Source organism: Rhodopirellula sp. UH5, from assembly GCF_056839225.1.
Genome location: NZ_CM166390.1, coordinates 2,582,453 through 2,606,422, shown reverse-complemented (window position 1 = coordinate 2,606,422; position 23,970 = coordinate 2,582,453). Strand labels below are relative to the sequence as shown.

Annotated in this window: 16 protein-coding genes; 7 read left to right on the top strand and 9 right to left on the bottom strand. The window is 56.9% G+C overall.

What is annotated here, in order from left to right; all coding sequences use genetic code 11:
- Positions 1 to 237 precede the first annotated feature (237 nt).
- Positions 238 to 3,249 carry a zinc-dependent metalloprotease gene (locus UH5x_RS09360; RefSeq protein ID WP_047813389.1) on the top strand — a complete coding sequence of 1,004 codons (3,012 nt, stop codon included), beginning with the start codon at positions 238 to 240 and terminating at the stop codon, positions 3,247 to 3,249.
- An 85-nt stretch (positions 3,250 to 3,334) separates the two neighbouring features.
- On the opposite strand, the gene UH5x_RS09355 is transcribed toward UH5x_RS09360, so the two are convergent.
- From UH5x_RS09355 to UH5x_RS09345, 3 genes are all read right to left on the bottom strand, one after another.
- On the bottom strand, positions 3,335 to 4,417 hold the full coding sequence (locus tag UH5x_RS09355; protein WP_482635503.1) for a hypothetical protein: 1,083 nt from the start codon (positions 4,415 to 4,417) through the stop codon (positions 3,335 to 3,337).
- A 186-nt stretch (positions 4,418 to 4,603) separates the two neighbouring features.
- The gene (locus tag UH5x_RS09350) at positions 4,604 to 5,029 is read right to left on the bottom strand and encodes a response regulator (protein ID WP_482635502.1); all 426 of its coding nucleotides are present in this window, start codon (positions 5,027 to 5,029) and stop codon (positions 4,604 to 4,606) included.
- A gap of 66 nt (positions 5,030 to 5,095) precedes the next feature.
- On the bottom strand, positions 5,096 to 6,358 hold the full coding sequence (locus tag UH5x_RS09345; protein ID WP_047813386.1) for a serine hydroxymethyltransferase: 1,263 nt from the start codon (positions 6,356 to 6,358) through the stop codon (positions 5,096 to 5,098).
- A gap of 322 nt (positions 6,359 to 6,680) precedes the next feature.
- On the opposite strand from UH5x_RS09345, the gene UH5x_RS09340 reads away from it, so the two are divergent.
- Positions 6,681 to 8,732, top strand: coding sequence for a hypothetical protein (locus UH5x_RS09340; RefSeq protein ID WP_047813385.1), 2,052 nt, complete (start codon positions 6,681 to 6,683; stop codon positions 8,730 to 8,732).
- 37 nt (positions 8,733 to 8,769) lie between these two features.
- Here UH5x_RS09340 and UH5x_RS09335 read toward each other — a convergent pair whose 3' ends face one another.
- The 4 genes from UH5x_RS09335 to mfd are packed head-to-tail and all read right to left on the bottom strand — an operon-like array spanning position 8,770 to position 15,228.
- Entirely contained in the window at positions 8,770 to 9,375 is a 606-nt protein-coding gene (locus UH5x_RS09335) for an aspartate kinase (protein WP_482635501.1), read from the bottom strand.
- Positions 9,372 to 10,490 (bottom strand): hydantoinase/oxoprolinase family protein, encoded by a 1,119-nt coding sequence (locus UH5x_RS09330; protein WP_482635500.1) that lies wholly within the window; start codon positions 10,488 to 10,490, stop codon positions 9,372 to 9,374. Before UH5x_RS09330 ends, UH5x_RS09335 begins: the two co-directional genes overlap by 4 nt.
- Positions 10,475 to 11,776 (bottom strand): PQQ-binding-like beta-propeller repeat protein, encoded by a 1,302-nt coding sequence (locus tag UH5x_RS09325; protein ID WP_482635499.1) that lies wholly within the window; start codon positions 11,774 to 11,776, stop codon positions 10,475 to 10,477. The genes UH5x_RS09330 and UH5x_RS09325 overlap by 16 nt, the downstream gene beginning before the upstream one ends.
- Before the next feature lie 29 nt (positions 11,777 to 11,805).
- Positions 11,806 to 15,228: a transcription-repair coupling factor gene (mfd, locus tag UH5x_RS09320; protein WP_482635498.1), complete on the bottom strand. Its 3,423-nt coding sequence runs from the start codon at positions 15,226 to 15,228 to the stop codon at positions 11,806 to 11,808.
- A gap of 79 nt (positions 15,229 to 15,307) precedes the next feature.
- Between mfd and UH5x_RS09315 the strand changes: the two genes are divergently transcribed.
- The 4 genes from UH5x_RS09315 to UH5x_RS09300 all read left to right on the top strand — a co-directional run bounded on the left by UH5x_RS09315 (position 15,308) and on the right by UH5x_RS09300 (position 23,013).
- Positions 15,308 to 16,348 carry a Gfo/Idh/MocA family protein gene (locus tag UH5x_RS09315; RefSeq protein WP_482635497.1) on the top strand — a complete coding sequence of 347 codons (1,041 nt, stop codon included), beginning with the start codon at positions 15,308 to 15,310 and terminating at the stop codon, positions 16,346 to 16,348.
- 158 nt (positions 16,349 to 16,506) lie between these two features.
- Positions 16,507 to 18,015 (top strand): sulfatase, encoded by a 1,509-nt coding sequence (locus UH5x_RS09310; protein WP_482635496.1) that lies wholly within the window; start codon positions 16,507 to 16,509, stop codon positions 18,013 to 18,015.
- 183 nt (positions 18,016 to 18,198) lie between these two features.
- Positions 18,199 to 19,578, top strand: coding sequence for an SGNH/GDSL hydrolase family protein (locus tag UH5x_RS09305; protein WP_482635495.1), 1,380 nt, complete (start codon positions 18,199 to 18,201; stop codon positions 19,576 to 19,578).
- A gap of 249 nt (positions 19,579 to 19,827) precedes the next feature.
- Complete coding sequence (locus UH5x_RS09300; protein WP_482635494.1) at positions 19,828 to 23,013, top strand: PVC-type heme-binding CxxCH protein; 3,186 nt, start codon at positions 19,828 to 19,830, stop codon at positions 23,011 to 23,013.
- 5 nt (positions 23,014 to 23,018) lie between these two features.
- Here UH5x_RS09300 and UH5x_RS09295 read toward each other — a convergent pair whose 3' ends face one another.
- Together UH5x_RS09295 and tatA are read right to left on the bottom strand one after the other, a co-directional pair.
- Positions 23,019 to 23,294 (bottom strand): Sec-independent protein translocase subunit TatA/TatB, encoded by a 276-nt coding sequence (locus tag UH5x_RS09295; protein WP_047813378.1) that lies wholly within the window; start codon positions 23,292 to 23,294, stop codon positions 23,019 to 23,021.
- A gap of 1 nt (position 23,295) precedes the next feature.
- Positions 23,296 to 23,520 carry a twin-arginine translocase TatA/TatE family subunit gene (gene tatA, locus UH5x_RS09290; protein WP_236696072.1) on the bottom strand — a complete coding sequence of 75 codons (225 nt, stop codon included), beginning with the start codon at positions 23,518 to 23,520 and terminating at the stop codon, positions 23,296 to 23,298.
- A 185-nt stretch (positions 23,521 to 23,705) separates the two neighbouring features.
- On the opposite strand from tatA, the gene UH5x_RS09285 reads away from it, so the two are divergent.
- On the top strand, positions 23,706 to 23,861 hold the full coding sequence (locus UH5x_RS09285; RefSeq protein ID WP_160311403.1) for a hypothetical protein: 156 nt from the start codon (positions 23,706 to 23,708) through the stop codon (positions 23,859 to 23,861).
- Positions 23,862 to 23,970 lie beyond the last annotated feature (109 nt).

Here is a 23,970-nt window from a genome sequence, read left to right as displayed (position 1 = left end):
CAGTTTGGGGTGTTTTTCTTCTATGGCGTGCTTGTGCCACTTAGCAGCCCGTGTGTGGCGGTGAACTCGGCTCAGTGAGCGTTTTGTATCAACTGGTCCGGCAAATTGTTTGGATTGCGCCGACTTTATCGGATAAAACAGTGAAGAGACAATGAACGAAAACCTCCGAGACTGCTTATTTTAACCTAGTCTTGACTCTCCCTCCTTTTTTCGAACGAACCATTGGAAGCATTGGGTATGAATCGAATCTGCCGTGTAGTGGCCACGATTGCCGCCGTGACGGTGACATACGTTGGAAGCGCGTTGACCAGTTCCGCCGCCGACTTGCCACCATTCGCAAAAATCTCTGAAGGCTACGAACAGCTTCCAGTGTCTGATCAACAAGCCAAAAAAGGCTTGTTCAATGTTTGGCAAAATGAAAAGGAAGCCTCGGTGATTGCCGAGTTGCCAAAGAATTTTGCTGGCAAGAAGTACTTCGTCGCATTGACTCTCAGCAGTGGCGATCGCTACGCCGGATTGCAATCCGGTGACTGGGTCGTTCAGTGGCGACGCTACAACAATCGCCTCGCATTGATCGCTCCCAATTTGGACATTCGTGCGACCGGTGACGCGGAATCCAAAGCATCGGTCAAGCGGTTGTTCACCGACCGAGTGCTTCTCGACGTGCCAATTCTGGCGATGGGGCCCAATGGCGGTCCTGTGGTCGACATGGACAGCCTGTTGATCGGCAACGCGACGACTTTCTTTGGGGCGTCTGTCCGTCTGGCCAACAGTCGATTGTTCACCGTCGAGGCTGCCAAGGTGTTCCCCGAGAACGTCGAGTTGGCGTTTGAAGTGGTGGGACGCGGTGGCCAGCTCCAAACGCTTCACTACTCTTTCAGCGAAGTGCCCAGCAGTTCCAGCGGTTTCAAGCCTCGTGAAGCGGATGAACGCGTTGGCTTCTTCGTGACTTCGTTCTCGGATCTGAGTCAGTATCAGGACGATGAAACCAAGGTTCGCTACATCAACCGTTGGCACCTCGAAAAACGTGATCCAAAGCTGAAGCTCAGTCCTCCCAAAGAGCCCATTCGTTTCTATGTCGAGCACACTGCTCCGGTTCGATATCGACGTTGGATCAAGAAAGGGGTGGACTACTGGAACAAGGCGTTTGAGAAGGTCGGGATCGTCGACGCGATCGTGATTGAGTATCAAGACGCGGTCAGCAAAATCCACATGGAAAAAGACCCCGAGGACGTTCGTTACAACTTCGTTCGTTGGTTGAACAACGACGTTGGAACCGCGATCGGTCCCAGTCGTGTTCACCCCGAGACCGGGCAGATCTTGGACGCGGACATCATCTTGACCGATGGTTGGATCCGTCACTTCAATTTCAACTACAACGACCTGATGCCAAAGTTGGCAATGGAAGGTGTGAGTGCCGAAACGTTGGCATGGTTGGGAAGTCATCCCAGTTGGGACCCTCGTGTTCGAATGGGGGCAACGGAATCCGCCAATTCATTGCGGGCCAAGTATGCTCTCGAAGCACAGCAACCCATGGCGGGATATGCCATGGCGCAAGCCGATCCGGCGTTGTTGGGCGATGATGAATTTGATGGACTGATGGGGCAGGTCAGCCAGAAAAATGGTTTGTGCATGGCTGCATCCGGTCGCAGCATGGACCTGGCGTTCGCTCGCATGAATTGGGGCTTGGCTCTGATGGCGGACGAAGAAGCCGAAAAGAAAAAGGAAGAAGAAGCGAAGGAGAAAGCGGAAGCTGAAAACGTCGACAAGGACGCCAAGGCAGACGCGGATGCCAAGGACGAAGACAAAAAAGACAAGGAGGAAGAGTCGGAAGAAGAAGAGTCCGACGGCGATAAGAAGGACGATGAGAAAAAAGACGATGAGAAAGAAGACAGCGACAAGGAAAAAGACGAGTTGCTGGATGGGATTCCAGAATGGTTCGTCGGTCCATTGTTGGCCGATCTGGTCGCTCACGAAGTGGGACACACGCTCGGATTGCGTCACAACTTCAAGGCCTCAGGTCTGTACACGATCGATGAGATCAACAGTGAGGAGCTGAAAGGCAAGAAAACCTTCACCGCCTCGGTGATGGACTACTGCCCAATCAATTACCGCTACGAAGCGGGTGACGTCCAAGGTGACTACGGCATGATCGATATCGGTCCCTATGACTTCTGGGCGATCGAATATGGGTACACCTTTGAGGATTCCAAGATCAAGGACATCTTGAAACGGTGCTCCGAGCCAGAGCTGCAGTACGCCACGGACGAGGACACCAGCGGTCCGGATCCCTACGCCCGTCGCTATGATTTCGGGAAAGACCCGCTGACCTTCGCGGAAGAGCAAATGCGTTTGGTTCAGTTGTATCGTGAACGTTTGCTCGAGAAATTCGTCAAAGAAGGTGACAGCTGGGCCAAGGCTCGCCGTGGATACGAGCTGACACTGGCGATTCAAACCAAGTCGGTCAGTATGATGGCTAACTGGATCGGTGGTGCATTCGTCAATCGTGATAAGAAGGGGGATCCCGGAAATCGCGTTCCTGTCGAGGTGGTTCCTGCCGCTGATCAACGTGCTGCGTTGCAGTACGTGATCGACACCAGTTTCCGAGACGAATCGTATGGCTTGACCACGGAGATCCTCGAGCGTTTGGGGGTCGACAAGTGGCTCGACAGTGGCCGTGGTGGCATGTCGAATGAAGCGACTTGGCCAATTCACGATCGTGTTTTGGGCATGCAAGCGAGCACCTTGACGCTGATCATGAACCCAACCACCTTGCGTCGGGTTTACGACAATGAACTGCGTCTTCCTGCTGAAACGGATGCTCTGACGTTGCCTGAATTGTTGGACACGGTCAGCAATGCGGTTTGGGAAGAGCTCGATCAGCCGTGCCCAGAGGATCGCAATGATCGCAAGCCGATGATTTCATCACTGCGTCGAAACTTGCAACGCGAGCATATTCAGCGACTGGTGGATTTGATCTTGGAAGAAGGTCAAGACACGGCTGCGTATCATCCGATCAGCAACCTGGCTCGGATGCAATTGCGAACCTTGGCAAGCCGGATGGATTCGACGATTGAGAAGTGTGGCAAGAAGATGGATGCTTACAGCTTGGCACACTTGACCGAGTGCAAAGAACGCATCGAGCGAGCTTTGGAGGCAGGCTACACCTTTGGTGGTGGAAAAGCCGGTGCTCCAATGCTGATGATGTTGATGGGGCAAGAACCTGCTTCAACATCCAACAACGATTGACCCAAGTCCAAAACTTGAAACGCAGCAGCCTTCTCATTTCGGTGAGAAGGCTGTTTTCGTTTTGAGATGCCTGCTGACCGAGAGTTCAGTGACCGAGATGAAGGATATTGAGTCGGTCGGCGGTGGGTTTGTCGAAAGTGCCGAGGCTGGGCGAATGAGTGATCGTGGTGATCAACGCTGTGAAACGCTCGATTTGGGGGAGCAGATGGGATTCCAAAATCGGCTTGATCGCTTGGTCCAATTGACCCTCCGGATTGCCGGAGTAGATCGACGGTTCAGGCACGTGGTCGATGGCGTCAAACACCTCTTCCATCCAGCCGTCGATGGCAATCGCCGACACGCCCAGTGAAACCAGTTTGATGCAATCATCCACTGACGCGACATGTTGGTTTTCCCAACGCGGCGGTGTCAACCAAAGTGGCGGGACACCGGGCTGTTGGACCAGTTGATGCAGCAGTTCTGCGAATTGCAGTCCAGGGATTGAGATTTGGCCGGCGCGGATGAGCAAGCAATCCGCCGGGATGGCCAGCAACGTTTCGCGATGGTGCCAAACCCATTCCGGGGTGACACTCACCGAAATGGCTGCTTGGGGAGCCAGGTGTCTTAGCTGGTGGATCTTGCTGGGAAGGTGCTCTAAATCAAGCACATCGGGTGGCAGCGTGAACGCGGAAACCCAACCGCCTCCGGACAGAGGTTGTTCTTCTGGCGTCGCTTCCCAACGCCGAATTTGCTCGGCACAGTAAGCGAAGCGACCGGACGCGTCGCGAAGGGGCGAAAGCCGGAGGTCGATTGCCGTCGCAGTTTCGAAGTCGTCTGCCCTCAGCCCATAGCGTTCACTGCGATAGGGGAGCAACTGAAGTGGATGCGTCACACCCTTGGATTCTTCTGGCTCTTGCGGGGAGTCGGAATCGGCTTCGATTCCAAGTTCACTCTGCAAGTACGATGTCAGAATGCCGAGTTGCTGCAGGTGACTGGCCAGGGTTTGTGCGATCTTGGGAGACCAGCGATACCACGGGGCTTCGTCAAGAAACAATCGCGTGGGGAGTTTGACGGCAGGCCCTTCCAATCGCTGGACTTCGAAGGCCGGAGGCGTCGGTGAGACTCCTCGTCGCCCCGTACCGAATTGAGGGGGCAGCAAGCACAACGCATCGAGCGAACCGTCAAACATGGCAGCCTAGGGGGTGATGGAAAAGACGCCTCAACTCACGCGAATGGGACAGGCCACCGTGACGTGCTCTGCCTGGACCTAGCGGGTGAGTTCAACCGCGGGAAATCAGCGGATTGCTTCGTGATCCAGTGTATCCGCTGAAGGCCCCGCCGGCAGGCTTGTCGCAAGCGGCGGCTCCAGGTTGGATCAACGCTCTTCCATTTCTTGGATGTACATCCGCAGTCGCGTCAGTTCATCGGTGGTGCCTTTGAGCTTCAGCATGTTCTCGACCCGTTTGATCAACTCGATTCGGTTGACGGGTTTGCTCAGAAAGTCATCGGTTCCGGCCTGGACGCCTCGTTCGATGTCTCCCAGTTCGCTGAGCGCCGTGACCATCAAGATCATGATGTTGCTGGTCTGGGGATCTTCTTTGAGTTGCTTGCAAACTTCGAATCCGCTCAGTTTGGGCATCATCACATCCAACAGGATCAAATCCGGTTGGAACGATGCCACTTTGGCCAGCGTGTCTTCCCCGTCCACCGCGGTTTCCAAATCGCATTCGATGTTGACCAAGTAGGCCTCCAGCAGTTCGCGGTTGGCAGTGTTGTCGTCAGCAATCAGGATCCGATGCATCCGAAGCGGCTTTCAATGGAAGGGGAGACAGGAAGATTTCAAAGGGACCAAACCAGCGACGCCGGATCAGGCAACGCTGGCGGGAGATTCAGCAGCGGCGGGAACGGGGAAGGCCTGCACCATTTCGCGAATTTCGGTGCGGATGGTTTCGTGCAACGCAGCGTTGTCGGAATCGGACAATGCATTGTAAATCCATTGGCCGATTCGTTTCATCTCGTCGCCACCCATTCCGCGGGTGGTCAGTGCAGGCGTTCCGATTCGGATCCCAGATGGATCCATCGGTTTTCGCTGGTCAAACGGGATCATATTCATGTTGACGGTGATGCCGCAAGCATCGAGGACCGCTTCGGCTTTCTTGCCGCCCAGGTCCACCGCGGTGACGTCGACCAACATGAGGTGGTTGTCGGTTCCGCCGCTGACCAATCGCAGGCCGCAGCTCATCAGGGTGTCCGCCAACGTTTTCGCGTTGTCTACCACGGCTTGCCCGTAGCTGGCGTATTCCTCGGTCATCGCTTCGGCGAAGCAGATTGCTTTGCCAGCGACCACGTGCATCAACGGTCCACCCTGAGTGCCGGGGAACACGTTGCGGTTGACCAATTTCAGGTGTTCTTGCTTGCACATGATCAGACCACTGCGAGGCCCACGAAGCGTTTTGTGGGTCGTCGTGGTGACATAGTCCGCGTAGGGCACGGGACTGTTGTGGATTTTCGCGGCGACCAAACCGGCGTAGTGGGCCATGTCGACCATCAACTTGGCACCCACTTCATCGGCGATTTCTTTGAATCGATCGTGAGGGATTTCGCGTGGGTAGGCGCTTGCACCGGCAACGATCAGTTTTGGTTTGTGCTCGCGAGCCAGCTTGACGATTTGGTCGAAGTCCAAGCGATGATTGACTTCGTCGACGCCGTAATTGACGAAGTTGTAGAGTCGGCCGCTCATGTTCAGCTTCATGCCGTGCGTCAGGTGGCCGCCTTGGGCCAAATCCAATCCGAGCACGGTGTCGCCGACTTCGAGGCAGCTCAAATACACAGCCGCGTTGGCTTGCGAGCCGCTGTGAGGCTGGACGTTGGCGGCTTCGGCGCCGAACAGTTCCTTGGCGCGGTCGATCGCGATCGTTTCCACGACGTCAACGTGCTCGCAACCGCCGTAATAGCGGCGTCCGGGGTAGCCCTCAGCGTATTTGTTGGTCAGGACGCTGCCGACGGCTTCCATGATCGCTGGGCTGGTGTAATTCTCGCTGGCGATCATTTCCAACCCGTCTTGCTGACGAATCGTTTCGGCTTGGATCGCGTCCCAAATGGCGGGGTCTTGTGACTGAATGAAGCTCATGGCAGGTCAATTCGAAGCGTGTGGGAAAGAGGGCTCGTCGGGGCATTGTCGATTCCGATCAAAAAACCGTCAATGACTGAAAAAAGTCACCGGACGAGGTGAATTGAACGGTTTTCGTGTCCTGCTCTCAGATCCCCAAACAATCCCACCCCAGCCCGATGTCTTACAATCGAGGCGGGATTCCACACCGCGAGAATCATGTCTTCGAGAAATCCCCCTCCATCGGATGAATCCTGTTTCTGAATTTCGACACAAACCGATTCGTACAAGGCCTGTCTTGCAATCAACGCCGACTCACCGGGGAATACTGCTTTGCGGTCTGATGCTCAGCCTCACATGGGCCGGATGCTCGAAGAAATCGGCTTCGCCGGAAATCGAGCCTCCTGCGAATCAATCGGCCGTTGGTTCGAACACACCCCAGCAGGATCCCGATCCGGTGCCTTCAGGGGCGGAGCCAGAATCGGGATCCGAAGCGGAAGCCATCCAGGAACCGGATTCGAGTCCGAGGGAAGGCCGTGGCACGGCCATGCTGCACAACGCGGTTGGGTCGCAGGCCTGTGTCGCCTGTCATCCTCATCGTGCCGAATCGTTTTTCGAGACCACCCACGCGGAATCCTTGCGACTGGTGGACGCGAAGGTGGAACCCGAATTGCAATCGTTCTTCCATGAACCCAGTTCCCAACAAATGAAGGTCGTCCGCGATGGAGAACGGATTCGTCATCAATCGTGGCAGGAACTGCCACAGACGGACTACGTGATGCCGCTGAGTGACCACCCGGTCGAATTGGTGATGGGAAGCGGCACGTTTGCGAAGTCGTACTTGATTCGTGACGGCGACGCTCTGCTGCAGGCCCCGTTGTCGCACTACACCGAACAAGGCGAGTACGACATGTCGCCCGGATACGACTCGCCGTCCCACTTAGGGTTCTCTCGCCAAGTCACGGACGATTGTTTGTTCTGCCACGCGGGGTCGTTGTCGCGGGTGGATGGAAATCGAAGTGTCTCGGTTTTGCATGAACTCGCAATTGGTTGCGAGCGTTGTCATGGCGGCGGTCAGCAACATGTTGATCTCGCCAACCAGTTGTCGGCCAATTCGACTGATCTGACTGATTTGGATGCGGCCCATGATTGGGCGATCGTGCATCCACATGAACTGGGGCGTGACTCGCTGGAATCGCTCTGTGCCCAGTGCCATCTGCAGGGCGATGTGCAGATGTTTGTCCGCGGTGCCGATTCATGGTCGTTTCATCCCGGGGAGGATTTGGCAGCGACACGATTGGTTTACAAGGTGGGGCCGACGGAGAAGGAGTCTGCTTCGACCAGCTTTGTGGGGCACTTCGGCCAGATGCACGCCAGCGAGTGCTACCTGGGATCCGAGAGTCTGACCTGTGTCACGTGCCACGATCCGCACCAACGAGTCGATGATGCAAACCGTGAATCGATTCACCGAGATCATTGCTTGTCTTGCCACGACAACCTGGATTGTGGCGAAAAGCTGAACATCCGAATGACCACGAACGAGAACTCGTGTCACCAATGTCACATGCCGCGATCGGAGACCGAGGTGCCTCACGTCTCGATCACCGATCACCGGATTGCGGTGCCCAGCGAGCAGGCTGATAACGACGCACCGGCCGAAATGGCGACCGAAACTCCGGTCACCGAGTTGCCGGATGTGGTTGCGTTACTCGACCGATCCCCGGACGGCAGTTGGCAACGAGAATTGAATGAAGCCACTGCGATTGGGCAGTGGCTTTGGATGGGATCCAATCCAAGGTATGACAACACGACCGTTTTCGACTTGGCGACTCAGCGTTTACGCTCCGCGATTCAGACGGCAGAAACATCGAAGTCGGATTCCAGTGTCGCACACGTTTCTTTGGTCGAAGCCAAAACAAGGTTGGCAAGTTTGCTGGACCGAGTCCTGTTGTTCCCCGACAAGGATCGTTCTGAAGCGGATGAGAAGCGTTTGCGGAAGGAAAGCCAAACATTGATGCAGTGGGTTCTGTCGGAAGAGAAACAGCCGACACCGGAACTTCAGGTCGCCCTGGAAAGTTTGGCGAACGCGGCGGCCGCTGAAGAGCAGCACCTCAAGGCGTATCATTTGTACCAGCGTTTGATCAAGCTGCGTCGCCATCCAGCGGATCACTACAACTTGGGGCTGGCGTGCGGGAAACTGCGCCGGTTTGGCGAAGCCGAGCAAGCCTTCATGGAATCGATTCGCATTCAACCCACCTATCCCCTGCCCTACGCCTCGCTGGCTCGCTTGTACCAAACGATTGATCCACGTGCGGCCTCGAACTACATGCAGCTGTCTCAGCGTTTGCGTGTGGTGCAACAAGGGGACGTGAACGTCGGACGTGCCAGTCAGTAGCCAAACGCAGCCGCTTTGCGATCGTTCAGCAGGTTGGCTAAATCGGCAGCTGCTCGACACGCAGTTTCTCTTCCAGCGATGCCAACACGGCACACGCCGGATCGACGATTCCTTGCGTGATCCAGTCCTGCAGGCGGTCCTCTGAGTCAACGGCGCATGACTTCAGCAGCACCACCTCGCTTGCATCGCATTGCAGTGCGACCCACATTGCGATGGAGTCCGTTGTGGTCGACCACGTCTCTGGCAACGGAGCTTTCGACGCCGAGTGGTAGACGACTTCGGGACGCAAGAATTGAATCGTCGAGGAAGCAGGCTTCATTGAATCGCTTGAGGAGGTCGAATAACGCAGCCAGTCGTCTTCGGTCTCAAGTTTCTCGATCGGTGGAAAACGACCGTCTGATTCAAGGGCCTCTGCAAGATGACGCATCGAGTGTTCTAGCATCGCGACGCATTGCCAGTGAACCGTTTGCGGGTCGCCCGGTCGCAATCGGTCCCATTCACGGACCGCATCGATCAGCTGACCTCCGCCGATGATCAAGCAGTCATCCGCAGGGGCTTGGTTGCGGTACCACTGATGAAAATCATCCAGCAGACTGGGACGGGTCAGCAGGCTGCCGCCCAGTTTGATCACGCGGCGACTCATCGAACCTCTCGTTGGGTGCTCAACCACAATCGAGCGACGGCAAACGCGGGTGCCGATCGCGAAACCTCTGGGCTCAAGCGATCACGCAGGTCGATCGCGTTGCGGGCGGTTGCGGAATGGGTGATTAAATCCTGCCCGTGTCCACTGAGCAACAACGTGGTCTCTTCATTGGAATGGCTGTCGAGCCGTTCGATCTGACGCTGCAGGCTTTCATCGATCTGTTGCTGGGCCGCTGCGAGGATTTGCTTTGCAATCGACGACGCTTGATCGCTGGTGAGCTCGTTTGCGTCCAAGCCAACCATCTTGGCCAGCCGACGGTGTGCCGATTGCCTGTCGCGAGGTCGGCCGTCGGCGGAGTCTCGGTCGTCGGCCGACTCAGGGAGTCGCTTCAGAATCAAACGAGCGTCATCGATGGTCGCGAACAGTTCGTTCATGACCGGGACATCGACTTGGTCGATCGTGAGTCGGTCGACCAGGGCACACACTGGCGTTCGACGACAACCAACGTAAACGAGCGAGCCGTCGCGAAGTCGCTCGTGATCGGTCTTCGCTGCGGTGGCAACCTGTCCGTTTTGAATTGGGATGAGGTCGGTGGTTGTCGATCCGACGTCGATCAAAATCCCGCGGGCGGATATCTGGCTTGCTGCCCAGGAAGCCAACGCGTGCCAATTCGACGCCGCCAATGCGTCGACTTCTGAAGCCACGGCTTCAATCCCGACGAATTTGCCAGCGGTGGAATAGAACCCAAGCTCGGAATCGTGACTCAACTGCGTTGCTGCGATGCGAACTTGTTCGGCGATGTGAGTCACGCCGTGCTGACGGTCAGTGAAACAATCGGCCAGCTCGCCGGTCATGGTGACCGCAATGCCTTGGATCAAGTCCACCTTGACTCGAGATTCAGCCAACAACGCGATCCAATCTGAATGCAGTTGTTCGGCGAGCGACTCCGGGCGTTTCCACATGGGGAAAAAGGATTCCCTGGCCGTCGCGTCCTCGGTTGCATGGTTGACCAAGACCGACTTCAGGTTGGCACCGCCGACATCGACGCCCAGTATGAATGGAGGGGGCGGGGCCGGTGCAGGTGAAGTCGGTGTTGCGGTCAAGGGCTCGTCCATCGATAGGCGGTCAAAGAATTCAAGGCGCGGATCAAAATCAGAGGTTGGTCGTTGTTGCTGGAGACTGCCAAGTGAGCCCAGCTGTTCTCGGCGACCTCTTGGGTGTCGACCACCGTGAGCTCACTGGGATTCGCAGCGATCAATCGAAGTTTGCCGTCCGCGCTCAGCGACAGAATACGGTTTTCGTTGCGGACCATCGACCAGTACTTGCCGACGGGCGGCGAGGTCCACTGAATCGAACCGTCCGCGACCGACAAACAAGTGAATCGTTCGTTCTTCAGGTGCAGGTACACATGATCGTCGACCACCACGGGTGAGGACATGTAGCCTTGCGTTTTTTGATTCCAGCGTTCGCCGGCTGTCCAGGTTTTCTCCGCTGACTCGTCGAGTCGGATGTCGAACAGTTGGCTTTTTCCACTGTGGGCTGCCGTGAACACCGAGTCGCCGATCGCCAGCGGTGTCAAAATGTTCATGCCGCGAAAGGCTTCGATGGCTTCTCGCCAGAGCACATCGCCGGTGTTCAGTGAAACGCCGCACAGTTCTTCGCGAGTTTGAACGAGCAATTGTTCTTGGCCCGCGAGTGTGGCGATCGAGGGGCTGCTGAACGCGCCGCGGGACATCATGTCTTCGCCGCCGGAGAGAACGGTCCAAAGCACCTCGCCGGAATCCAGTGCCAGCTTCGTCAGTCCCGCACCGACTTGGACATAGATCGCCCCATCATGAATCAGTGGCGAGCAAGCCGCCCCGAACGGCTGCAAAGACGATCCGGTCTGAGCGGGGAAATCGATCCTCCACCGTTCCTCGCCGGTTGCAGTGTCCAGGCAGACCAGAACATCTCGCATTCCCAGCACGACCAAGTAACCCGGAACACACGCGGGGGTGGCTCGAATCCAATCTCCATTGGCGGCGGCAAAAAATGGCACTGACATCGATCCTTCCCATTGGCGTTCCCAACGCAATTCACCGGTGGCGACCTCGTAAGCGGTCACTCGTTCGAATTGTTTGTTCACCGTTTCGGTTGTGAACACCAACCCGTCGACCATCACGGGCCCGCTGTAGCTGGGACCCAGTGGAACCGACCAAGCCTTGTCAAGGTTTCCGGAAAGACGATCTGGCCAGGCGGTTGGTTGAGCGAGCGTGCCGTCCCGATTGGGGCCACGCCATTGATTCCAGCTGCTTGATTCCAAGCGATCCGGTTCGGCGGAGTTGGCAGGCGTGAGCGTCCCGGCAGGGGCAAGACTGAAACAAAAAACTGCCAGCAAAAGGTGGGAAGCTCGACGACGCATGTCCGGGTCCGATCGGGAAAGAGAAGTGGTCAACCAATCCATAATGCAGCGCGGGCAAGTTGCAGCCACGCTTTGCCGGCCGGATCGGACATGTCGTAGTCCTTGATCGGAATGTAGGCCTTTTGATGATCGACGATGCGAATCGGGATCGAAGCGTTCTTGGCCAGTTGATCCATCCGCGATCGATTGGAGTACTGAATCACAATGAAGCGATCGTTGGTGGTCAGCGAAACCAAGCCCCATGAGGCTGCGTCGAGCCGCAGTTCACACAATTCCAACATTCGAAGCGCCGGGGGCGGTGGCGAGCCAAAGCGGTCTTCCAATTCTTCTCGCAGGGCCTTCACATCAGCCGCTTTCTCGATTCGAGTCATCCGGCGATAAAGATCGATTTTATGCCGCAGGTTGGGCACGTAGTCTTCCGGCAGGTAAGCTTCGATCGGCAAATCAATGTCCACATCGGCGGACAACTTCGGCGGCAATTTTTGAGCTTGCCGGACCGCGTCTTCGAGCAGTTGGCAATACATTTCGTAACCGACCGCGGCAATGTGCCCCGATTGCTGACTGCCCAGCAGATTGCCCGCCCCGCGAATCTCGAGGTCTCGCATCGAAATCGCGAAACCAGCACCCATCTGAGAATACTCTTCGATCGCTCGCAGGCGTTTGCTGGCTTCTGGCGTCAGCCGTTTGTTCGGCGACACCAGCAGGTAGCAGTAGGCTTGGTGCTTGTACCGCCCCACGCGTCCACGCAGTTGGTGCAGATCGCTCAGGCCGTAGCGATTGCCATCGTCGATGAACATGGTGTTGGCGTTGGGAATATCCAATCCGCTCTCGATGATCGTCGTGGCCAGCAGCATGTCGAACTTGTGATCGATGAAGTCGACCATGATTTGTTCGAGTGCACCTTCGACCATTTGTCCATGGCCGATGCTGATTCGAAGTTCAGGGACAATGGCTTTGATCCGAGCAGCCAGGTCATCCATGTCCCCGATGCGGTTGTGGACGAAGTACATCTGACCGCCGCGGTTGAGTTCCCGCACGATGGCGGAACGCAGCATCTTGTCGTCCCAGCGAGTCACTTTGGTCTCGACCGCCATTCGTTCGGCTGGCGGCGTTTCCAGGTTGCTGATATCGCGAACGCCAACCAATGCCATGTGCAGCGTTCGCGGAATGGGCGTTGCAGAAAGCGTTAGGACATCGACGTTGCTATGCCGAGTCTTCAGGCGTTCCTTCACGGCGACGCCGAAGCGTTGTTCTTCATCGATGACGACCAAGCCGAGGTTGTTGAACTCGACGTCTTTGCTGGCGACGCGGTGGGTTCCAATCACGATGTCGGCTTTGCCTCGCCGGATCTCCTTCACTGTTTCGCGTTGCTCGGCCGCCGTGCAAAAACGACTGAGTTTCCGAATCTCGACGGGGAACTCCGCCATCCGTTCGCGAAACGATTGGTAGTGTTGTTCTGCCAGCACGGTGGTTGGGACCAACACGGCGACTTGGTAACCCGATGAGACCGCTTTGAAAGCCGCCCGCATGGCAACTTCGGTTTTGCCAAATCCGACGTCGCCACAAATCAGCCGGTCCATGGGCCGTGGCGTCTCCATGTCGACTTTCAAGGCGTCGATTGCCGACAATTGGTCTGGTGTTTCCAGGTACGGGAAGCTGGCGTCGAACTGGCGTTGCCATTCGTTGTCCGGCGACATGGGGATGCCGAGTCGTGTGGCTCGTTTGGCCTGCAGTTCCAGCAGTTCGTCGGCCATATCGGTGACCGCGGCTTCGGCGGCCTTGCGTTGGTTGGTCCAACTGATACCGCCGATTTTGGCCAGCTTGGGTCGGTTTTTCGTTCCCCCGACGTATCGCTGAACCAATTGAATACGAGAAGCTGGCACATGGATCTTGGTCCCGCCGTCGAACTCGATGGTCAAGTGTTCTTGATGCTGGCCGTTTTTCTCGATGGAGTTCAGCCCGCGGTACAACCCGATCCCGTGGGACAGGTGAATCACCAAGTCGCCGGGGGTGAGCTGCGTGAACGAGTCGATCGGTTTGCCGCGGGTCCGTGTCTTGGCGCGACGAACGGGGCTGCGATGAAAGAGCTCGGCACCGGTGAGCACCAGGATCTCTGCGTCGGTCAAACGGAAACCACCGCTGAGGTCGGCAACCGTCATGTGCAAGCGACCTTGTTTGGCCGCATCGGTGTCCTCAAGCAACTCAGTCAGTCGCTGGCCATCGGCGGGCGTGTCACCCACCACGATGACTTCGTGTCCGGCCGCGACGGAGTCGACCTTGGATTTGGTTTCGTCCAGCGACGTTGCGAAGCTGTCGGCGCTGGCGGTGTGCAAGTCGACAACATCCGTCGGGGCTCCTTCGGCCAGCGATGTTCCTGTGACGACTTTGTGGCTCTTCAGCTCCGAAAGCAGTTCCTTCATCGAAACGAAGCGTTCGGTCTTGGCGACCCGAGCGAGCAACGCGTTGGACGACTGGTGGCAATCCGATGGATCGATCACCAGCACCACGGTGTCTTCGGGCAAGTAGTCGACGATGGTGGCTTCGGCCCCCACGCTGTCATCGACAATCAGGTCCAGCGGTTCGTCGTTGTTCTCTTCTTCTGCGAAAGGGCTTTTGACCGGCTGGGTTCCAATCGCGGCGAGTTCAACCTTGCTGAGTGTTTCGCTGCTCCGCTGAGTGGCTGCGTCGAACCGGCGGATGGATTCGATTTCGTCGTCGAACCATTCGATTCGAATCGGCTGGGGTTGGTCCGGCGAATACACGTCCAGCAATCCACCCCGGCTGGCAAATTCGCCCGGCACCTGGACCGCCGTCACGGCTGCGAAACCGGCTTCAGCCAGCCAACGCCGGATCACTTCAGGATCAACGATGTCACCGACCGACAATTCGCGGGTCGCTTTTTCGAGACTCGAAACCGATGGCACCCGTTGGATGGCGGCTCCGATGTACGAGGTCACGACCAGCGGTTGTGGGGAATTCTGATCGCGGGCGCGGAGTCGCTGCAGGACTTGCAATCGAGCGGCGTAGTCGGCGTCGCGAATGGAACTGCCGGTTCCGTCGCCGGCCGACAGCGGCAACGCGACGACGTCGTCGATCCCAAACGAGGAAATGTCTCCCGCGACAATGTCCGCGTCGACGGCTTGCGGAAGCAGGACCAACACGTGCGGGTGATGGCGGGTCAGGGTGGCGGCCAGCAAACCGCGAATCCCGCCCCAAACTCCAGAAAACGCCAGCGGAACCGGATCGTGGGCCTTCTTTGTCTTTCGTTTTGTGCCGCCTTTCGGCTTGCGGCCCAGAACCTCTCCCAGCCCAACTTTCGCGTCCAGGATGGCCGGGACATCACGAAGGGATCGCAGCTTCATCGGGGAGGCGTTTTTCGAAGCGGTGGGCACGGCGATGGAACCTGGATGAAATCGGGGTGCAAAACAGCCTCCGGTGACGAAAGCTGCCATGAAAACGTATCTTGATCGTAGTTTTTCGCCTACCTCAGCGATCCCCACCCTGTTTCCTCGCACAAAAAAGACAAACAACATGAGCATCGGTATTGGCATCGTCGGCGCCGGAATGATCTCCAATTTTCATGCCAAAGCCATCGCGGATTCGACCAACGGGCATTTGGTGGGTTGTTACAACCGCAACACCGAGCGAGCCGAGGAGTTCGTGGCGAAGCATGGTGGTCGCGTGTTCAAGACACTCGAGGAAATGCTCGCGGACCCTGAAATCGGCGCCGTTTCGGTGTGCACACCCAGCGGTGCTCACGCAGAACCCGCAATCCAGGCCGCCGAAGCTGGCAAGCACGTGATGATCGAGAAACCACTCGAAGTCACCCAGGAACGCTGTGACCAAATCATCGACGCTTGCCAAAAAGCCGGCGTGCAATTGGGCGTGACGTTTCAAAGCCGTTTCCACGAATCTTCGCGATTGATGAAGAAAGCCGTGGAAGAGGGCCGGTTCGGTAAAATCACGATGGGTGACGCCTATGTGAAGTGGTACCGCAGCCAAGAGTACTACGACAGCGGTGCGTGGCGGGGGACTTGGAAACTCGACGGTGGTGGAGCCCTGATGAACCAAGCCATTCACTCGGTGGATCTGTTGCTGTGGTTGATGGGCGACGTCAGCGAAGTCTCGGCGATGGCATCAACGATGACTCACGAACGAATCGAAGTCGAAGACATCGTCGTCGCGACGCTGAAATTCAAGAATGGCGCTCTGGGAGTCATCGAAGCCACCACAACCACCTATCCCGGGGCTCTGAAACGCATCGAGATTGGCGGCAGCGAAGGCAGTGCGATCCTGGAAGAAGAAGATCTCACCCAGTGGGAATTTGCCAACGAAACCGAGGAAGACGAGGCCATCCGGAAACGCATGGCTGGGAAGACCGAAACGGGCGGAGGAGCCAGCGACCCGTCCTCCATCGGGCACCACGGTCACACCGAAGTCTTCAATGACTTTCTGGATGCAATCACCGGGGGACACAGCCCGCAAATCAATGGCACCGAAGGCCGACGCAGTGTGGCGTTGATCAACGCGATTTACGAAAGTGCACGCACGGGCAAGACGGTCCAGCTATAACGGTAGGGGAGCGTACGACGGACTTCCGAGTCCGTCGGTGCCAATGACTTTTTGACGGACTTGGAAGTCCGTCGTACGCAAAGTCGATGGCTGAATGATGCACTGGAACATGTTCCGCTTCTCCCCACCCACATCCCACCCTGCCCCACCCCAGCCAAATGAACAAGCTTCTTGTTTGGAGCGTCGTGCTAGCCACGACGCTGTTTGCGTCCGAGTCCTTTGCTCAAAACTCATCGAGCCGTCCCAACGTCTTGATGATCTGCATCGATGATTTGAATGACTGGGTGGAGCCGCTCGGCGGGCACCCTCAAGTCCAAACGCCAGCGATGCAGTCGTTGGCCGAACGTGGCATGACGTTCACGAACGCGCATTGCCAATCGCCCCTCTGCAATTCTTCGCGAACGAGTTTGATGCTCTCCCTGCGTCCTTCGACGACGGGCATCTATGGCTTGGCACCCTGGTTTCGCGATTTGCCAGAACTAAAAGACCGCGTGGCGTTGCCGCAGCACTTCAAGGCAAATGGATACCGAACGTACTCGGCGGGCAAGGTTTATCACGGTCGTTATGGTCGAGACAAAAACGAATTTGATGAAATTGGACCGCCTGGCGTCGCTGGAGTGAAGCCGCCACGAAAGCTCATCCCGGCCACGCCGATTGGCGATCACCCGTTGATGGACTGGGGCGTGTTCGATCACCGCGATGAGGACAAAGGCGATTACAAGGTTGCCGACTGGGTGACTGAAAAACTGGGGGCGATGCCTGACGATGAACCGTTCTTCATGAGTTGCGGTTTCTTCTTGCCGCATGTCCCCTGCCATGTCACGCGGAAGTGGTGGGGACTGTATGACGATGAAACGTTGCAGTTGCCGCCTTATCGAAGCGACGATCGCCTGGATTGTTCCCCCTTCAGTTGGTACCTGCACTGGAAATTGCCCGAGCCCCGCATGAGTTGGTTGAAAGCCCATGACCAACAGAAGAATCTGGTGCACTCCTATTTGGCCTGCATCAGTTTTGTCGACAGCCAAGTCGGCCGCGTTCTTGCCGCGCTCGAAGAGTCGCCGCACCGCGACAACACAGTCATCTGTTTGTGGAGCGATCACGGATGGCACTTGGGCGAAAAGAACGTCACCGGCAAAAACACGCTGTGGGAACGTTCGACTCACGTTCCGTTGATCTTCGCTGGGCCAGAGATCGCTCACGGCCGAACTCAGTCGCCGGCGGAACTGTTGGACATCTATCCCACACTCTCTGAACTGGTCGGTCTGCCCGCACCGAAGGAGGTGGAAGGGCTGAGCTTGGTCCCCCAGATCCAACACCCCCATCAAATTCGGGAAACGCCTGCGATCACCGATCACAACCCCGGCAACCAAGGCATCAAAGGCGAACGGTATCGCTTGATTCGCTACGCCGATGGCAGCGAAGAACTCTATGACGTCATCAACGATCCAAACGAATTCGAAAACTTGATCGGTCAAGCCGAGCATGCTGATGCCGCACAGCGATTGAGACAATTTGTGCGATCGGATCCCGCTCCTTTGGCAAAGAACAGCCAACACCGAGTGCTCGAGAAGAAGGCCGATGGTTGGTACTGGGAACACGAGAAGATCGATCCCAACAACCCGCCGATGAGCATCGCTCCCAACCAACCGTCCGATTTAAGTCGATGAGACAAGAGAGGGCGATCCATTCCGTTGACTGTCCAAAACACAAACTCTTTGGCCAAAGGAGTCAATGTTTTCACCGGTTCCTGGGACGTCGTCCCAGGCTACGTTGAAAAAGGCCTTTGGCCATCAATGACGCCACCTCGCCTCCCCCATTTCAATCTCAACATCGTCATCAAGAGACCCACCATGCCCCCAACAATCTTGCGAAGCATTGGTTTGCTTGTCGCGTTTTCTGTCTTCGCCACGGCAACAACATCAGCCGAAGACAGCTCCCTGCCGAAATTCCCTGAGTCCGGACCGTACCAGTACGAGCCCAAACCGGAGGACCCTGAGTTCGGTAAGTTCTTCCCTGCCAAGGCTCCTGAAATCGGGCCGCTGTTGCTGACCAAGGGCGATCGTTTGGTGATCATCGGGGATTCGATCACCGAGCAGAAAATGTATTCACGGATGATCGAGACTTACCTGAACGCGTGCATGCCGCACCTGGAAATTGAAACGCGACAACTCGGGTGGAGCGGTGAAACCGCGGCCGGTTTTCTTCGTCGGATGGATTCGGATTGCTTGCGTTTCGAGCCCACCATCGCGACGCTTTGTTACGGGATGAACGATGCTCGCTATCGAGCCTACGACGTCAACAACGGGCATTGGTACAAGGACAATTACCAACACATCGTTCGTCGTTTGAAGGAAGCCGGTGCGAAAGTGGTTTTGGGATCACCAGGCTGTGCCGGGAAAATCGCGACCTGGGTCAAGGCTCCTGCGTGCACCTTGGACGAACACAACCTGAACCTGTGCACCTTGCGGGATTTGGGGATTGAAATTTCCAAGGAAGAAAACGTTGCGTTTGCCGACCTGTTCTGGCCCATGTACGTCGCCCAAATCACAGCCGCCAAAAAGTACGGCACCGATGAAAAGCCTTATCAAGTCACTGGCAACGATGGGATTCACCCACCCTGGGCCGGCCAAGTCATCATGGCTCACGGATTTCTCAAATCGATGGGGATTCGCGAACCCATCGCGAACTTGAAGGTGGACTTGGCGACTGCAACCGCGGCCGGTGGCGACCATCATTCGCTCGTCGAGTTCGCGTCGGATGAATCGGCTCACCAAATCACCTTCGAGAGTCGTCGCTACCCGTTTTGCGCGACTGGAAAGGCCGACAACGAAAACAGCATTCGTTCCGGCATGACACTGGTTCCGTTCAACGACGATTTGAATCGGTTCTTGCTGACCGTCAACGGTTTGGAAACAGACAAGGCAAGTGTCCGTTGGGGTGAGCAGAGCCTTGAATTCACCAAGGAAGAACTGGCCGAAGGGGTGAACTTGGCCGAACACTTTGAGGTCAATCCATTCAGCAAAGCGTTTCAGGCGATCGACCAAGCGGTGGCCGCGAAACAGGCGTTTGAAACGGTGCAGATCAAGAAGATTTTCCACGGGGAAGAAGGCAAAAAGGATCTGGAGGCTGCGGTCAAAAGCACCGAAACCAAGCGAGCGGATTTGGTGCAGGCAATCCAAGCTGCGATCGTCCCAGTCACTCACACGGTTGTGATCACGCCAGTGAAATAGAAGTTGTGCGAAACAGGTCGGCAGAAATGATCGGCCAAAACCATGTGAGCCGTTTGGGCGTTGGCCCCGGTTGTACGTGGGAACAGTGGCGTTTGCCATGACAGTTCAAATGCCGACAAGACTCCTGCCGACCTGCTTAGCAGCCCAAGCGAGCACCAAACAGCTTGCATGCCATCCGATTCCTGCTTTCCTTCTTTGGGGATGTTTCTGTTGGATGGAAGAGTAAGAAGCTGACACTTTGATACCCCGATGAGTCGACCGATGCCAGCGAGCCAACAAATCAGAGCGAACTCAGTGCGAAACCAGTGGTTGTTCTTCGTTGCTCTTTGGAGTGCGATCAGCTTTGGTTGGCTGAACGTCGGCGTGTCCCAGGACGCTCCCGCCGGCAATGACGAAGTTGCCCGTGTGATGCGGGAATTCGAAGGACGTGGGGATCTGGGGGACGATTCCGAACCCGCGTCACCCGCCGAGACGATCGCTCGTTTGAAGGTGCCCGACGACGTGCGTGTGGAATTGGTCGCGGGGGAACCCGATGTGACTCAGCCAATCCACATCAGCTTTGACTTCCAAGGTCGAATGTGGGTGGTGCAGTATCGTCAGTACCCGTTTCCAGCGGGACTGAAAGTGGTTCGCTACGACCAGCACTTGCGAGCCGTGTTTGATAGCACGCCGATTGCTCCGCCCAATCACGTCTCCGGGGCGGACCGTGTGACGGTCTGGGAAGACACCAACGGCGATGGTTCGTATGACTCGCATCGAGATGTTATCGAGGGACTGAACATTGCGACCAGCGTCGCGGTCAGCACGTCCGGAATCTGGGTGATGAACCCGCCGTACTTGTTGTTTTACCCCGATGCGGATCACGACGCGAAGGTCGATGGGGATCCAGTGGTTCACCTGGCCGGCTTTGGTTTGGAAGACACGCACGCGGTCGCCAATAGCTTGCGACTGGGGCCCGATGGTTGGTTGTACGGTGCCAACGGAAGCACCACGACCGCCTCCATTCGTGCTCCCTTGTCGGACCGACCGGACCAAGCGACCTCGTTTCAGGGCCAATGCATTTGGAGGTATCACCCGGAATCGCATCGCTTTGAAATCTTCGCCGAAGGGGGTGGCAACACGTTCGGTTTGGAGATCGAAGAGAGTGGGCTCACGTTTTCAGGAACGAACCATGGCAACACGCGGGGAATGTTCTATCCACAAGGCAGCTATGGCACGAAGTCTTGGGGCAAGCATGGGCCGCTGACCAACCCGCACGCCTACGGTTTCTTCCAGCACATGCGATCCGAGGGGGATGGCCGACGGTTCACACAAGCGTTGGTGGTTTACCAAGACGACGTGCTGCCGCCGCGATATCGCGATCAATCGATCGCCATCAATCCGTTGCAGCGATGTGTGATCAGCAGCGAATTGATCGCGGACACGTCGACGTTTCGGACGCGTGATTTCGAAACCACGATCGAGACCGATGACCGATGGTTTCGGCCTGTGGCGATCTCTGTTGGACCGGATGGAGCGGTCTATTTCGCAGATTGGTACGACACGCGTCTGACACACGTCGACCCACGAGACAACTGGCACAAAACCAGCGGCCGAATCTATCGGCTCACTGCGAAGAATCCTTCCACGTCTTCGAACACGGACGGGTTGCTGCCATCGCGAACGCGATTTGATTTGTTCGCGATGACGGACGATCAGTTGCTGAATTTGCTGGCACATCCCGGTCGCACGATTCGGTTCTTGACGTTGGAGACCATCGTTGCTCGGATCGAGGAATCCCAGGCTCTGCAGGACTCGCTGGCCGGAATCTTGAATGACGAGACGGACCAGCGGCGATTGCTCGCGTTGTGGGCGCTGCAACGCGGGCAGGTCCTCGGCGAAGATGATTGGACAGAGTCTTTGCAGGCCTCCGAACAGAACCCCGATCTGCGACGCTGGGCAGTTCGGCTGCTTGGCGACCAAGCGTCAATGACCAGCGACCAACAGCAGGCACTCATCGAACTTGCCAAGCATGAAAACGACATCCACGTCCGGTCACAGTTGGCGTCCACCGCGGCTCGTTTGGATGCCGAGCAAGCCTTGCCGATCCTTCGCGAGATGATGCTGCGAGAATCAGATCAAGATGACTTGCATCTGCCGCTGTTGATTTGGTGGGGCGTGGAAGCCCATTGTGAAAGCCATTCTGACTCCGTTGCCGCATTGTTTGAAGACGAGCGGCTTTGGAAGAGCCGATTGGTGCGGCAGACGATTCTCGCTCGCTTGATGCAGCGGCTGGCGGCAGATGGGGCCAACGAAAGCTTCCTGGTCGGCGCGAGCCTGTTGGCGATGGCACCCGATGACGATGCCAAAGCGACTTTGATCCAAGGTTTTGAAGAAGCTTTTGTGGGGCGGAAGGTCGAGGTGTTGCCAGAGGCCTTGCGGGAACAACTCGCTGTCTTCCGCGAGTCACGGCCGGGATCGGATTTGCCGCTGCGTTTGCGTCAGGGCGATGCCGCCGCGATCAAGCAAGCTTTGCAGTTGATCGAGCAGTCCGGGACTCCGATTCAAACCAAGGTCGCGTTGATCGAGACCTTGGGCGAAATCCAAAACGAACAGGCGCTCGCGGTCCTGCGGCGACGGCTGCAGGGGGATCCATCTGGCGCGGTCAAGTTGGCTGCGTTGCAAGCCCTTTCGCGATTCGCTGACGAGTCCATTGGTTCATGGATCGCATCGGCGTATCAATCGTCGATGGATGACGCCGGCAACTTAAGAGAGACCGCGATTCGAGTTCTCTCCAGTCGCGAACCATGGGCGTCGGTGCTGCTGAATGAAATCGATGCTGCCAAGATCAACGTCGAACGAGTGCCCGCGGATGTGGTCGTTCAAATGCAGGCCTTTGAGAACGCCTCACTGCGTGAGCGTGTCACGAAACACTGGGGGACCGTTCGTGCAACTCCGGCGGAAAAGCAGGTTCAGATCGCTGAGTTTCAGTCCGTCGTTCGCTCCACGTCGCAGGCGGATCTTGCTCACGGCAAAGCGTTGTTCACCAAACATTGCGGAACCTGCCACCGGCTGTTCGGGGAAGGTGGCAAAGTGGGGCCGGATCTGACGGGGTACGAACGGTCCAACCTGGACTTTCTGTCGTTGGCGATCATTGACCCGTCGGCCGCGATCCGAGAAGAGTTCACCAACTACCGCTTGCTCACCGCGGATGGTCAGGTGCTGAGCGGGTTGTTAGAAGACCAAACGCCCGACACCGTGACAATGCGAACGGCCGAGGGCAATGCGGTCCGAGTCAGCCGGGACGACATCGATGCCCTGCAAGCGTCGCCGGTATCTCTGATGCCAGAGAACATCCTCGAGGCTTTGTCGGTCGAGGATGTTCGTGACTTGCTGGCGTACCTGCAACAACCGATGCGAATTCCGTCGACGTCCGATTCGACGGACGTCAACTGAACGCATCACTCGGGCGGCGTGAACTTGGGCGCCGAAGGTTCGTTGGGTTCATCCTCTTCGTCGTCGTACGACGTGGACTTCGCGGGGGGCGTGTCCATTGACATCGTCCGACTCGCTTCGTCCTGAACCTGACGGAACTGCTGCTGAACATCCTGCAGGCTGCGTCGGAATTGGCTGTACGTGGAGCCAAACTTCCTGGCCACTTCCGGCAGGTTGCCACCAAAGAGGACCACCGCGATCACTCCAATCACGGCCAGTTCAAATGGGCTGAGACCAAACATCTCAGACCTTCTCGTCGGTGCGATCCGTTGCTTCGTCTTCGTCGTCGCCCGATTCGGACATGCCACGTTTGAATTCGTTGGCACTGCGTCCCAGGTTCCGCATCAGCGATGGCAACTTGGCACCACCAAACAGAACCAAGCAGATCACCAGCACGATCAACATTTCAGGCAGACCGGGGAAACCAAACGCCAAGAACAATCCGGTCGCCATCGAACTCACAGTCATCAACATTCCATCTATCCCGCTAAACAATGTGGTGTGCAATGCATGCCAACGCGACATGCATCGGGGCCGACCATCTCACGACATTCTGTGCTGATGCTGCTCCGCCAAACCGAACACCCAAGCGATATCCAGTCATACGAATGCAATCTCACCACCACTGGGTGGGGTGACAGCCATCGAATGCAATGAAACGATCATTCGGCGTCGGCGAAAGCGGGTCGGTCATTCGCGGGTGTGTCAGCAAAAAACGTGCAATGCACGCGATTGAATCGCTGAGCCCGTTCGAATACCTCCGGACCGAAGCAACGGACGTCGTTTCCAAGTCCGTTGCCCCATTCTAGCCGGAGGCGTGTGAATGTCAAAGCCGGACGGGGGTGGGATCCAGGGCAATCACGATCGCTGTTTCAGGTCGGATTCAGCCTTTCGATCGGTTGTTTGTCTGGGGCAGAG